General features: G+C 72.0%; 13 protein-coding genes. 11 read left to right on the forward strand and 2 right to left on the reverse strand.

Going from position 1 to position 13,082, the window contains the following annotated elements; genetic code table 11:
* Positions 1 to 134 precede the first annotated feature (134 nt).
* Positions 135 to 1,382, forward strand: coding sequence for a helix-turn-helix domain-containing protein (locus tag AB0I18_RS18825; protein ID WP_363106699.1), 1,248 nt, complete (start codon positions 135 to 137; stop codon positions 1,380 to 1,382).
* A 143-nt stretch (positions 1,383 to 1,525) separates the two neighbouring features.
* On the opposite strand, the gene AB0I18_RS18830 is transcribed toward AB0I18_RS18825, so the two are convergent.
* A complete protein-coding gene (locus AB0I18_RS18830) occupies positions 1,526 to 2,503 on the reverse strand; it encodes a zinc-binding dehydrogenase (RefSeq protein ID WP_363106622.1) in 978 nt (325 codons plus the stop codon).
* A gap of 110 nt (positions 2,504 to 2,613) precedes the next feature.
* Here AB0I18_RS18830 and AB0I18_RS18835 point away from each other — a divergent pair, with 110 nt between their 5' ends.
* The 10 genes from AB0I18_RS18835 (at position 2,614) to AB0I18_RS18880 (ending at position 12,520) form a co-directional block, all read left to right on the forward strand.
* Positions 2,614 to 2,961 (forward strand): helix-turn-helix transcriptional regulator, encoded by a 348-nt coding sequence (locus tag AB0I18_RS18835; RefSeq protein WP_363106623.1) that lies wholly within the window; start codon positions 2,614 to 2,616, stop codon positions 2,959 to 2,961.
* A 198-nt stretch (positions 2,962 to 3,159) separates the two neighbouring features.
* The gene (locus AB0I18_RS18840; protein WP_363106624.1) at positions 3,160 to 3,621 is read left to right on the forward strand and encodes a MarR family transcriptional regulator; all 462 of its coding nucleotides are present in this window, start codon (positions 3,160 to 3,162) and stop codon (positions 3,619 to 3,621) included.
* Positions 3,622 to 3,714: 93 nt separating this feature from the next.
* On the forward strand, positions 3,715 to 4,374 hold the full coding sequence (locus AB0I18_RS18845) for an HAD family hydrolase (RefSeq protein ID WP_363106625.1): 660 nt from the start codon (positions 3,715 to 3,717) through the stop codon (positions 4,372 to 4,374).
* Between the two features lie 250 nt (positions 4,375 to 4,624).
* Positions 4,625 to 4,906, forward strand: a complete 282-nt coding sequence (locus AB0I18_RS18850) for a polyprenyl synthetase (protein WP_363106626.1) — start codon at positions 4,625 to 4,627, stop codon at positions 4,904 to 4,906.
* A gap of 37 nt (positions 4,907 to 4,943) precedes the next feature.
* On the forward strand, positions 4,944 to 6,041 hold the full coding sequence (locus tag AB0I18_RS18855) for a polyprenyl synthetase family protein (protein ID WP_363106627.1): 1,098 nt from the start codon (positions 4,944 to 4,946) through the stop codon (positions 6,039 to 6,041).
* Between the two features lie 55 nt (positions 6,042 to 6,096).
* Positions 6,097 to 7,263 carry an oxygenase MpaB family protein gene (locus tag AB0I18_RS18860; protein WP_363106628.1) on the forward strand — a complete coding sequence of 389 codons (1,167 nt, stop codon included), beginning with the start codon at positions 6,097 to 6,099 and terminating at the stop codon, positions 7,261 to 7,263.
* A 109-nt stretch (positions 7,264 to 7,372) separates the two neighbouring features.
* Positions 7,373 to 8,866, forward strand: a complete 1,494-nt coding sequence (locus tag AB0I18_RS18865; protein WP_363106629.1) for an ABC transporter substrate-binding protein — start codon at positions 7,373 to 7,375, stop codon at positions 8,864 to 8,866.
* Positions 8,867 to 8,895: 29 nt separating this feature from the next.
* On the forward strand, positions 8,896 to 10,692 hold the full coding sequence (locus tag AB0I18_RS18870; RefSeq protein WP_363106700.1) for an ABC transporter permease subunit: 1,797 nt from the start codon (positions 8,896 to 8,898) through the stop codon (positions 10,690 to 10,692).
* Positions 10,689 to 11,780 carry an ABC transporter ATP-binding protein gene (locus AB0I18_RS18875; RefSeq protein WP_363106630.1) on the forward strand — a complete coding sequence of 364 codons (1,092 nt, stop codon included), beginning with the start codon at positions 10,689 to 10,691 and terminating at the stop codon, positions 11,778 to 11,780. Before AB0I18_RS18870 ends, AB0I18_RS18875 begins: the two co-directional genes overlap by 4 nt.
* On the forward strand, positions 11,777 to 12,520 hold the full coding sequence (locus AB0I18_RS18880; RefSeq protein ID WP_363106631.1) for a dipeptide/oligopeptide/nickel ABC transporter ATP-binding protein: 744 nt from the start codon (positions 11,777 to 11,779) through the stop codon (positions 12,518 to 12,520). The genes AB0I18_RS18875 and AB0I18_RS18880 overlap by 4 nt, the downstream gene beginning before the upstream one ends.
* Here the strand turns inward: AB0I18_RS18880 and AB0I18_RS18885 are convergent.
* Entirely contained in the window at positions 12,450 to 13,058 is a 609-nt protein-coding gene (locus tag AB0I18_RS18885; RefSeq protein ID WP_363106632.1) for a TetR/AcrR family transcriptional regulator, read from the reverse strand. The genes AB0I18_RS18880 and AB0I18_RS18885 overlap by 71 nt on opposite strands.
* Positions 13,059 to 13,082: the final 24 nt, after the last annotated feature.

Raw genomic sequence — 13,082 nt, forward strand, 5'->3', positions numbered from 1 at the left:
AGGGCACCTCCAGAAAAGACCGGTCGAGGGCAGGAGTACCCGTGAAACGTAAGGACCCCTCTGATCGTCTGCCATCGACAGCTGTCACGCATCCGTGCCCTGGATCTCAGACATCTGTATGAAGGGCGGGGAAAATCCGGGATAATAGCCGCGTGACGCAGGCGAAAAACGACCACCAGGGACGCGACTACCAGGAACTGGTCGACGAGATCTCGGAGCTCCTCGACGCCCCCGCGACGCTGGAGAACCGCGACTTCGAGCTGATCGCCTTCGGCGCGTACGACAGCGACAGCGAGATCGACGAGTCCGCCCTCGACCCGGTCAGGACCCGCTCGATCCTCACGCGCCGCTCCACCTCCGCGGTCCGCACCTGGTTCGAGGGCTTCGGCATCGCCCGCGCCACCGGCCCGGTCCGTATCCCGCGGACGCCGGAGGCCGGTGTCTACCGGGGCCGGATCTGCCTACCCGTACGCCATCGGGGGGTCGTCCTCGGATACGTGTGGCTGCTCGACGACGACCCGGGCCCCACCGAGCGGCAGCTGGCCGCGGCCATGGAGGTGGCCCCGCGCATCGGCGCCCTCCTCGCGGACGAGGCGCAGGCCGGCGCGGACCTGACCCGCGAACTGCGCGCCGTCCTGACCGCCGAGCGCGGCTGGCAGCGGGACATGGCGGTGGCGGAACTCCGGACGGCCCTCGGCCCCCGCGGCGACGGCCTCCACACGATCGTCTGCCTGGCCCCCTGGCCCTCGGCGGACCCCGACGACGCGCCCTCGGTCCGTACGATCCCGAGCGCCACCGCCCTGTGCACGGTCCCGTGGGGCACCACCGACCAGAGCCTGGCGCTGCTGGTCCGGCTGCGCGCACCGGAGGTCCTGACCCCCGCGACGACGGCGGCCGCACGCCTCCTGAAGGAGGCCGAGGGCGTACGGGCCCCGGGCTCGCCCCGGGCCCCGGCCGACACCCCCGTCCGCGCCCCCGCCGCCGGAATCGCCGGCCCCCGCACCGGCCTCGCCGACCTCGGCGCCGCCTGGCGGGAGGCCTCGGCCGCGGCACGCGCCGCGCTGGCCGAACCCCGGCTGGGCCCGGTCGCCCACTGGTCGTCCGTCGGCCCGTTCCGCCTCCTGACGGCGCTCCCCCCGGACGCCGCCCACGACCCCGTCGTACGTCCCCTCCTGGCCGCCGCCCACCGCGAACTCGCCCGCACCGCCGAGGTGTTCCTCGACTGCGCCGGCCAGGCGGGCCGCACGGCGGCGGAACTCGGCATCCACCGCCAGACCCTCTACTACCGCCTGTCCCGCGTCGAAAAGCTCACCGGCCTGGACCTGGACGACGGCGAGGACCGCCTGCTGCTGCACATGACACTGAAGGCGCATCGGCTCTGAGAGGGTGTAGGGCCCGCAGATTCGTGAGCATTTCTACGTGATCACGAGCACTGTCCGAGCATTTCCGGGGATCATGAGCACTGGTCACGGTCGGTAGCTGTCGGTTATCGGGCCGGTCCGGACTGTTTCCAGAGCGGCCGTGTTCAGTCGGCCATCCGCAGCAGCAGTTTGCCCGTCGAGGTGCGCCCGCCCATCAACCTGTGGGCCGCGGACGCTTCCGACAGCGGGAACTCCGCGGTAACAGGAAGTTCCACGGTGCCGTCGGTGACCGTGCGGAAGGCACGCTCGGTGAGCGATCGCAGTGCCTCGGGCGCCGACCGCGCGAGAGCCAGGATGGAGAAGCCCGCGACCGAACGGCCCTCCACATAGAGCTCGGGCTGCCCAACCCGCCACGGCTCTGCCCCACTCGCGTTGCCGAAGGACACCAGGCGCCCGAAGACGGCCAGCGTGTCGAGGCTTCGGCGAAGGGTGTCGCCGCCCACTGGGTCGAGCACCAGGTCGACCCCCCTGCCGCCGGTGGCGCGGCGGACCTCGCTGGGGAAAGAGTCCGTGGTGAACACCTCGTCGTAGCCGTACTTGAGGGCGTACCCGGCCTTGGCCGCAGCGGAGACCACGCCGTACACCGCGCCGGCGCCCGCCGCCCGGGCCAACTGACCGGCCACCGTGCCGATACCGCCCGCAGCGCCGTGCACCAACACGCTCTCTCCGGCGCGCAGCCGCCCCACCTCGTGGAGTAGGGCGTGCGCGGTCGGCAGCACGGTGGGGAGCGTCGCCGCGGTCCGCAGGTCCACGCCCCGGGGGAGCGGGAAGACGGTGGCGGCCTCGGCGACCACCACCTCCGCGTAGGCGCCGCCGTTGGTGAGCGCGGCGACTGCCTGCCCAGGGCGCAGTCCCTCCACGTCGTGGCCGACGGCCCGGATCCGTCCGGAGACTTCCAGGCCGGGGACGAAGGGCAGCGATTCCACTCGGTATCCCTCGGCGCGCGCCTTGAGGTCCGCGAAGTTCACGCCCGCATAGGCGGCGTCGATGGTGACCTGGCCCGGCTCCGGCTCGGGGATGTCGGCCCGTACGACCTTCAGTACTTCGGGACCGCCGTACTCCTGGAACTCGACCGCACGCATGACAGCACGCCCCCTTCAGAGACTGTTCAATGGAAAGCGAACACTCGGAGTGTATGATCGACATCGAACATTCGGCAAGGGGACGGAACGGCGTACACGAGGAGAGCGGCATGCCGGACCAGGCGGCGGGCGGCGGCGGACACCGCGCAGCACCCGTGCACACGGATCCCGACGAGGTTCCTCTTCTGACCGCGCTGTCCGCGCTCGCGGATCCCGTACGCATCCAGCTGATCCGCGACTTGGCGGGCTCCGCCGAATGGACGCGCAGCTGTGGCAGCTTCGACGTGCCGGTCGGCAAGGCGGCGCTCAGCCACCACTTCGCGGTGTTGCGCGGCGCGGGCCTGGTCGAACAGCGCGATCAGGGGCCCAAGCGGGTCAACCGACTGCGCCGCGAGGAGTTCGAGACGCGCTTCCCCGGGCTGCTCGACCTGCTCCTGCGCGCCGACAACGCCGATTAAATAGTTGGCCTGTACACCAGCCCTGGGTAGTCACAGAGCGCACACAACTGCGCCGGTCGTTCCACCGCCCGTAACCACCGATTGCTCAACGACCACCGACACAGCCAGTGCTCACGGAATCGCGGACCCTACAGAGGGCCCGGGTTCCGCGACCGCGATACATTAAGTCATTATATAAATCTGCGATACATTCCAAGGGTGACCGATTCTCCGCACGCCGGCGCAGAAGGCGACTTGGACGTCGATGCCCTCACCGAGGCGATCGAGAACTTCAATCGCTTCTACATCCGGCTCCCCACGCTGCAGAAGCTGTCGTTCACGACGCTGTCGGTGCTGGACACGCTGGCCGTGGGCGGTCCGGCGCGGCTGACCGACCTCGCCAAGAACGAGCAGATCAGCCAGCCGGGGCTCACCCAGTTGGTCACCCGGCTCGAACGCGACGGACTCGTGGAACGCCGCCCCGACCCGACGGACGGCCGCGCCGTCCTCATCCACATCACCGAGGACGGCCGGCAGATCGGCCGGGCCCGCCACGACGACCGGGCCCGTCACCTGCTCCCGCTGCTCGCCCAGCTGACGCCCGAGGAACGACAAGCGATCGCCGGGGCCCTCCCCGCCCTCTCCCGCCTCGCGGAAATCGGGACCCGGTCCCGGCGGTAGCGGTACGTCGCTCATCGAGGATCACCCGATCCACCGCTTGGCCCGGGACACGTAGGCCTGGAACACACTGCCGCACATGGTGTACTGCCGGGCATGCCGCTGCTGATGCTCGACCTCGACAACACCCTGGTCGACCGCGATGCCGCCTTCCGGGACGAGTTGGCGGCGTTCCTGGCCGAGCACGCGCTGCCGGGCCGCGACATCGAGTGGCTGATGTCCGTCGACGCCGGTGGCTACACGCCGAGGCAGGAGATGGCCCGGGCCATGGCCGACCGTTACGGGCCCGCGCTTCCCGAGAGCACCGTCCGGGCCCTCCTCGCCCGGGGGGCCGCCGAGCGCGTCGTGCTGCCCGGGGCCACCCGCGACGCGCTCGGCAGGGCGGTCGCCGGTGGCTGGACGTGCGTGATCGTCAGCAACGGCCGGGTCGCACAGCAGGAAGCGAAGATCCGGAACACCCGGCTCGACAGGATCGTCCACGGCTGGGTGATCTCCGAGGCGATCGGCTGCAAGAAGCCCGCACCGGAGATCTTCCACGCGGCGGCGGCAGCCGTCGGAGCCTCCCTCTCCGACACCGGAGATGTCTGGGTGATCGGCGACTCGCCGCACGCCGACATCGCCGGTGCGGTGGGCCTCGGTGCTCGGAGTGTGTGGGTGTCGGGCGGCCGGCCGTGGACCGAGGCGGCGTACCGGCCCACCCATGTCGCCGCCGACGCCGCGTCCGCGGTCGACCACGTCATCGGCGTCGCGGGGTAACGGCACCGGACGCCGCCGGCACCGGACGCACCACCGGCACAGCGGGTCACAGGCCCGAGCCTGCCGATCGCCGAGGTCCATCGACCGCCGACCCGCCGCGGCCTGTACCACCGGTCTCCTTCGCCGGTCACGTCCTTGCGACTTTGTCGCTCATTGGTGAGTTCGCGCCGTGGCTCCGGTGTGGACGACGGCAGGCTTCTGAGGGCGGCTGCGCTGAGCGTTGGCCGATCGACCAGGGAGGACTGTCGCGTTGACGCGAGAGACAGGGCGCCGAGGGGCGCTCGACGAGCGTGCGGTGTTGGTGGTGGCGGGGCTGGCGGACGTGGCGGTGAGCAGTCTCGGTTCGGTGATCGGCGCCGCGCGCGGGCTGCTCCGGCGCTCGGACGCGGCGGAGCTGGCCGGTGATGTCGAGGAGGATCTGGCGGCGCGGGGCCGCCTGGTGCTGGACCGGCACACCGGCCCGCCCCCGGCCCATCTGGAGCTGCTCGCCCGGCATGTGACGGCCCGGCAGGCCGCTGCCCGCGATGCCTGACCGGACGATGCCTGGCCGGACTATGACCGACCGTTCGATGACCGACCGGTCCAGGTCCGACCGGCCCGGGCCCGACCGGTCCAGGTCCGACCGCTACGAGCCCGACGTCTTCAAGGCCCGTATCGACCGGGAGCTGGAGCGGTTCGTGAGCCGGGAGGCGGATCAACTGCTCGGCATCGACGCGGACTTGGGGCCGGTCGCCGGGCAACTGCGGGTCGCGGTGGCCCACGGCAAACGGCTGCGCGCGGCGTTCTGCTACTGGGGCTGGCGCGCGGCCGGCCAGCCGGACAGTGACGCGCTGGTACGGGCCGCGGCCGCCATGGAACTCGTACACGCCGCCGCGGTCGTCCACGACGACATCATCGACGACAGCCCGACCCGGCACGGCCTGCCCACGGCGCACGTCGCGCTGGTCGGCGCGCGGCCGGGCGGACCGCGCTCCAAGTCGGTCGCCAGGGCCCTGGCCATGCTGGTCGGAGACCTGTTGATGTCGCTGGCCGGGCAGCTGTTCGTCACCAGCGGCCTGCCCGCGGCCTATCTGACGCGGGCCCGCCCCCTCTGGGCGGACCTGGCCCGGGAACTGATCGCCGGGGAGTGCCTGGAGCTCCTGCACACCGGCGCCGCCCCGGACACGGGCGCCTCGCTGAAGGTGATCCGGTACAAGACCGCCAAGTACACCGTCGAGCAGCCGCTGCTGATCGGCGGTGCCCTGGCCGGCGCGGGCCCGCGGCTGCGCGAGGCGTTCTCCGCCTACGGACTGCCCCTGGGCGAGGCGTTCCAGCTCCGCGACGACCTGCTCGGGCTCTTCGGCGACCCCGCTCGTACGGGCAAGGCCAACCTGGACGACATCCGCACCCGCAGACCGACCGTCCTCCTCGCGGAGACCTGGCAGGCCGCCGGCCCGGCCGAACGCGAGCAGCTGCGCCGCCTGCTGGGCCGACGCGGCACAGGCGCCCAGGACCTGGACGGCGTACGCGACCTGATGAGCCGGCTGGGAGCACCCGCCCGCGTCGAGAACATGATCGACGCCCGGGTCGAGGAAGCCGCCCACGCCCTGGACGACATCACCCTGCCCGCACACGCGGCCCGGGCACTGGCCGAACTGGCCCGCACCGCCGCGGTCCGTCGGCACTGACGCACCGCCCGCCCTACGTCAGTAGCCCCAGCCCCAGCCCCAGAAGGAACCCGTGATGACCTACACCCCGGCGTCGATGGACGCGCTGCGCCAGTCCGGCGACGAGCTCGCCGACGCGACCGTCGCCACGCTGTTCGAGCGTGGCGAGATGGGCAAGTTCAACGCCCTGATGCGTTACGTGTCCACCGCGGGCGCACCCCTGCCCGACGGGCTGCCGGACGTCGCCCGGGAGTACCTGGAGGCGACCGCGGCCCCGCCGGCCTGGGTGGACTGGGGCGAGATGGAGAAGGCCAGGCTCTTCTTCATCGACAACAACGTGCACATCTCCACCGCCCTCTCCTTCGCCTCCATGCCGGGCTGCTACGTCATCCCGCACGTCGCACGGCTGCTGTCGGCCACGCACTCGCTCAAGTACCCGTCCAAACGGATGGCGGAGACCGGCCAGTTCACCGTCTACCTCATGCAGCCGGGCGCCTTCGAGGCCGGCAGCCGCTTCATCCCGGCCGCCCAGAAGGTCCGCCTGCTGCACGCCTCCATCCGCCACCACCTCGCCCGGGACGGCCACTGGGACGTCGAGGGCCTCGGCACGCCGATCTGCCAGGAGGACATGATCGGCGGGCAGATGCTGTTCTCCCTGCTCGTCCTGGACTCCCTGCACCGCCTCAACATCCACATGAGCGTGGACGGCGCCGAGGCGTACTACTACGCCTGGCGCGTCGTCGGCGCCATGCTCGGCGTCGACCAGGAGCACGCGCCCCGGGACCTGGAATCCGCCCGCCGGTTCTTCGACCTCTACATGACCCGCCACATGGGCCCGTCGGAGGAGGGCGCCCACCTCACCCGGCAGCTGATCGACCTGTACGAGGAGGTCGTCCCCGGGACCTTCTTCGACCCGGTCGTCTCCTCCCTCATCCGCTACCTGATCGGCGACACCTGCGCCGACTGGCTGGACGTGCCGCGCACCGCCTGGGACACCGTCGTCAAGACCGTGCCCGCCCTGCTCGGCGTCCTGGAGAGCATCGAGGACAGCTCACCGCTCGGCGCCTGGGCCCTGGACCGGCTCGGCCACCTCACCACGGTCCTCGAACTGTCCTCGCTCACCCGCGGCCGCGTCATGCACTACACCATCCCCGAGCAGCTCAAGAAGGACTACGGCGTCTCCACCGCCGTGCCGCGCACCCGGCGCTGGACCCCGCCCGCCGCCACTGTCGGCTCCTCCTGACCCCCATCGGGCGGGGGTCGAAATCCGGACGCCATTACTGAAAACGATTGTCATCATGCTACGGTCAGCGCACATCCCCAATTGACCACCCCTTTACCCGGAGTGCTCCGTGCGCCAGTCCGCTCGCCTTCTCCCCCTCTCCGCGGTCACCGCGGCCTCCACCCTGCTGCTCACCGGCTGCTTCTCGGAATCCGCCTCGGACGGCTCCGCGGACGGCGACGGCAAGCGCATACGCGTCGCGATGATGCAGCCGCCGCGCTCCGGGCTCTCCCCGCTCACCGACGACGCGTTCAAGCTGTCGCGCTGGTCGACCGCCGAGACGCTGGTGACCCTCGACGCCGAGGGCGACGCCGAGCCCGCCCTCGCCACCAAGTGGCAGCAGAGCGGCAAGACGTGGACCTTCGAGATACGCGACGGCGTCACCTTCCACGACGGCACGAAGCTCACCGCCGAGGCCGTCGTACAGTCGCTCGGCACGGCCGCCGCCGCCTCCCCCAAGCCGCGCATCCTCGACGGCGTGGACCTGACGGTGAAGGCCGAGGGCAACGCGGTCGCCGTCACCACCGCCACCGAGGACCCGCTGGTCCCGCAGCGGCTGAGCTCGCCGCAGCTGTCGATCCTCGCGGCGAAGGCGTACAAGGGGAAGACGGTCAGCCCGGTCGGCGCCGGCACCGGCCCCTTCGAGCTGACGAAGGTGAACGGCACCTCGTCGGCGACCCTCGACCGCTACGACGACTACTGGGGCGAGAAGGCCAAGTCCCCCGGCATCGACGCGAAGTACGTGCCGGACGGCACCGCACGCGCCGCCGCCCTGCGCAGCGGAGAGGCCGACGTCGTCGAGTCGATTCCGGTGTCGCAGGCCGCGCTGCTCGACCAGGACCTGGTCACCGAGGTGCCGATGCCGCGCACCAACACCTTCTACCTGAACACCGAGAGCGGACCCTTCAAGGACGCCTCGCTGCGGGCCGCCGCCCGTGAGGCCATCGACGCCGAGTCGATCGTGAAGGGCGTGTACGAGGGCCGCGCGGACGTCGCCAAGGGGCTTCTCGGACCCGCGCTCCCGTGGGCCGCGGACCTCCGTACGCCGGTCAAGCGCGCCAAGGCCGGTGACCCGGACGGCACCAGCATCACCATCGGTACGTTCACCGACCGCGCCGAACTCCCCGAGGTGGCCCAGACGCTGCAACAGCAGCTCCAGAAGGCCGGGTTCAAGGTGAAGCTGGACATCCGCGAGTACGCCAACATCGAAGCCGACGCGCTGGCCGGCAAGTTCGACGCGTTCATCCTGTCCCGGGCGACCATCCTCGACTCCGGTGACCCGGCCGCCTACCTCTACAGCGACTTCGGCTCCAAGGGTTCCTTCAACATCTCGCAGCTGAACGACAAGAAGGCGGACGCCGCCCTGGTCAAGGCCTCCGAGACGACGGCCGGTGAGCCGCGCCGCAAGGCCGTCATCGAGGCGGAGGCCGCTGTGCTGGCCACCGACGCCGCGATACCGATGCTGCACGAGCGCGTGATCCAGGGCGACGCGGCCGGTGTCATGGACGTCGCACACGACCCGCGCGAGCGCACCCTGATCACCGCGGACACCTACGTCAAGTGATCGCCGCCAAACGCCTGTTGGCTCCTTTGCTGACCCCTGGCAGCCGGACCGCTCTCACGCGGCTCGGCTGCCTCGCCGTGGTCCTCGCCACCGTCGGACTGCTCCCCTGGCTCTCCGGCCGCGACCCCGCGCTCACGGTCCTGCGCGCCCGCTCGGCCGAACAGGAGGGCACGCCGGAGGCACTGGCCGCGATCCGCGCCGACCTCGGCCTCGACGCGGGTCCCCTTTCCTTGCTGGGGAGTTGGGCCTCGGGCCTGCTGCGCGGCGACTTCGGCACGTCCTGGGTGTCGGGCACCGACGTCCTGCCGTCGGTCGTCGCCGGGCTCCAGGTGTCGCTCGCCCTGATGGGCGCGGCGCTCGGAGTCGCCCTGCTGGTGACGTGTCTGCTCGTCGCTCCCGTTCTCGTACGGGGCCGGGGGTCGGCCGGCGCGTTCGGCGCGATGCTCGCCGCGCTGCCCGAATTCCTGCTGGCCACGGTCGCGTTGCTGGTGTGCGGGGTATGGCTCGGCTGGCTGCCGACCTCCGGCTGGCAGGGGCCGCAGTACATGGTGCTGCCGGCGCTCGCGCTCGGCATCCCCGGCGGCGGACTGCTCGGCCGCCTGGTCGCCGACGCGCTGCCCGCCGTCCTCGACGAGCGGTGGGTGGAGCTGTGGCGCGGCGCGGGAGTCAGCGGCGCGAGGATCTCCGCGGCCGCCATGCGGCGCGTACTCCCGCCCCTGGTACCGCAGTTCGGCATGGTCGCCGTCGGCCTGACCGGCGGGGCGGTCGCCGTGGAGGTGGTGTTCGCGGTGCCGGGCATCGGACGTACGGCGCTGGGCGCGGCCAAGTCGCAGGACCTGCCGCTGCTCCAGGGTTCCGTCCTGGCGCTGCTCGCGCTGGGCCTCGTCATGGGCGCGCTGGCGGCCGTCGTACGACGCCGGCTGCTGGGCCCCGCCCTGCGGGACGCGGGTCTCACGCTGCCCGCGGCCCGCCCGGTCCGCGCCCACCCGGCCGTTCCGGCGGTGCTCGGGGCCGTGCTCCTGACCTGCATCGGCTGGGGCCTGCTGCGCGACCCGTACACGGTGGACACCACCGCCCGTCTGCGAGCTCCCTCCTGGGCGTACCCCCTCGGCACGGACGGGCTCGGCCGTGACGTGCTGGCCCGGCTCGGGCACGGGGCCGCGTCGACGGTCGGCACGGCGGCCGCGGTGTGCCTGCTCAGCCTGCTGCTCGCGCTGGCCCTCGGCTTCCTGCCGAGCGTGGCCGCCGGCGCCTCGGACATCGCGAACGCGCTGCCGCCGGTGATCGTCGGCATCCTGGTCGCGGCGGCCGCGGGACCCGGCACGGGCGGAGCCGCGCTGGCCGTGGCCCTGATCTCGTGGCCCCCGCTGGCGGCGCACGCGGCGGCGCTGGTGCAGGAGGTTCGCGCCTCGTCGTTCCTTCTCTCCCAACGGGCCATCGGGGCAAGCCCGTTGTGGATCCTGACCCGGCACGTGCTGCCCTCCGTGGCGGCCCCGGTCACCCGCCACGCGCTGCTGCGCCTGCCCGGCATCGCCCTGGCCCTCGCCTCCCTCGGCTTCCTCGGTCTCGGCGCACAACCGCCCGCGCCGGAGTGGGGGCTGCTCCTCGACGAGTCCCGCGCGTACGTGGAACGGGCCCCGTGGGCGGCCCTGGCCCCGGCGGTCGCGCTGGCACTGCTGGCCGGTCTCGCCGTGTCGTCGGCGGCGTACGCGGAGAGCGGAGCCGGGGCCGGCTCACCGTCCCGCACCCGTTTCGCCGCCGCCGTCGCGTCCGCCTTCACGTCCGCCTCGGCCGCCCTCCGTCCGCGCAAGGAGTCATCCCGTTGACCGCCGACGTCCTCCTCTCCGTCCGGGACCTGCGCATCTCCTTCGGCGCCCTCGAAGCCGTACGCGGCCTCTCCTTCGACGTCCGCGAGGGTGAGGTCCTCGCCGTGGTGGGCGAGTCGGGCGCGGGCAAGTCACTGACGGCCCGCGCGCTGCTGGGCATGGAGCCACGGGAGGCGCGGGTGACCGGCACCGTACGGCTGGGAACGACTCCAGACTCGTACGAACTGGTCGGCGCCCCTCGTTCGGTACGCGCCGCCCTCTGGGGCCGCCGCATCGCCCTCGTGCCCCAGGACTCCCTCTCGGCACTCTCCCCCGTGCACCCCGTCGCCGACCAACTCGCCGCCGCCGTACGGTCCGTGGACCGTGTCTCCCGCAAGGCGGCGCGGGCCAGGGCGGTGGCCGCGCTGGAGGAGGTCGGCATCGCGCCGGACAAGGCCCGTGCCTACCCGCACGAGTTCTCCGGCGGCATGCGTCAACGGGCCGTCATCGCCATGGCGATGCTCCACTCCCCCGACCTGGTCATCGCCGACGAACCGACCACCGCGCAGGACCCGGAGACCCAGCGCCAGGTACTCGGTCTGCTCGCGCGCCGGAGCGCGGACGCGGGCGCCTCCCTCGTCCTGGTCACCCACGACCTGGCGACGGTCCGCGAACACGCCGACCGCATGCTGGTCATGTACGCGGGCCGGCTGGTGGAAGAGGGCCCGGTCGACCAGGTCTTCACGCGGCCCCGGGCTCCCTACACGGCGGGCTTGCTGGCATCGGTACCAGTAGGAGCGCCCCGTAAGGGGCGCGGGGCTGTGACATCATGCGGCTCCGCCGCGGGGCACGACCAGCCACAGCGAACCCGCAGCGCATCTTCCGCCAAACCCGCGGCGCGCCGGCTCCCGGCCATCGCCGGCGCACCACCCGCCCCCACCGACCTCCCACCGGGCTGCGCCTTCGCCCCCCGCTGCCCCCTCGCGGACGCGACCCGCTGCCTTACCGAGCAACCCGAGCCCCAGACCCACGACGGCCGCACCGTCGCCTGCCACCACTGGCGCGAACTCCCCGACCACCCCGCCGAGTTGTTCCTGGAGTCCGCGTGAGCGCCCGCCCCCTTCTCGACGTACGCGACCTCGTCGTCCGCCACGGCCCCCGCACCACCGTGGACCAGGTCTCCTTCGCCATCGCCCCCGGCGAGACCCTCGGCCTCATCGGCCCCTCGGGCTGCGGCAAGTCCTCCACGGCCATGGCCGTACTGCAGCTGCGCCGCCCCGACAGCGGTCAAGTGTGGTTCGACGGGCAGGAGTTGACGTCACTGGACGAACGACGGCTGCGGCCCCTCAGGCAGACGATGCAGCCCGTCTTCCAGGACCCGTACGGATCGCTCAGCCCCCGCCACCGCATCCGCGACGCCATCGCGGAACCCCTGCGCGTACAGGGCGGTTGGGACCGTACGACCGGACCCGAGCGCGTGGCCGAACTGCTGGAGCAGGTCGGCCTGGACCCGGCCCACGGCGACCGGCGTCCGCACGAGCTCTCCGGCGGGCAGTGCCAACGCGCCGGTATCGCCCGCGCGTTGGCCTGCGAACCGAAGCTCCTCGTCCTCGACGAACCGGTCTCGGCACTCGACCCGTCCCTGCGCGCGGGCATCCTGAACCTGCTGGCCGAGCTCCAGGAACGCCTGGGCCTGGGCTACCTGTTCATCTGCCACGACATGGCACTCGTACGCCACTTCTGCGACCGCGTCGCGGAGATGCGCGACGGCCGGATCCTCAGGACGACTTCGGTGCCGGACCCGCAGTCCCCGCCACACCCGCGATCACCCGCCGCAGACCCTCGGTGAGTTCGTCGGCGCTCGTCGCGGTCTCGGGGTCGAAGGTCCACTGCGCGATGAGCCCGTTCATCAGCGTCAGATAGAACTTGCCCAGCGTGTCGACGTCACCCTCCGGGACGTCCTCCTCCCGGCCTCCCATGAGCATGGGAATGATGCCGCGCGCCGCCTCGCGCTGCGCCTTGGCCAGGTGATCGCGGACGCCGGGCAGCTTGTCGCCCAGGACCGTGATCTCCATGCTGAGGTGCCACGGCGAGCCGGGCTTCCCCATGGTGCCGACGATGTTCGACCAGACCGCGTGGAACCGCTCCAGGGAGCCCGGTTCGGTGTCGTCGACGGCCCGGACGCCCGCGTCGAAGTCGTCGGAGATCCCTTCGACGATGGAGATGTACGCCTCCGCGAGCAGCGCGTCCTTCGACCCGTAGTGGTAACCGATCGACGCGAGGTTCGTCCCCGACTCCTTGACGATGTCGCGTGCCGTCGTACGCACGAAGCCCTTCTCCAGCAGGCAGCGCTTGGCGCCTTCGAGCAGATCCTCACGGTGTCCCATGCGGGTCAGCGTACTCCCGGGACA

This window comes from Streptomyces sp. NPDC050704, assembly GCF_040654355.1.
GTDB lineage: Bacteria > Actinomycetota > Actinomycetes > Streptomycetales > Streptomycetaceae > Streptomyces.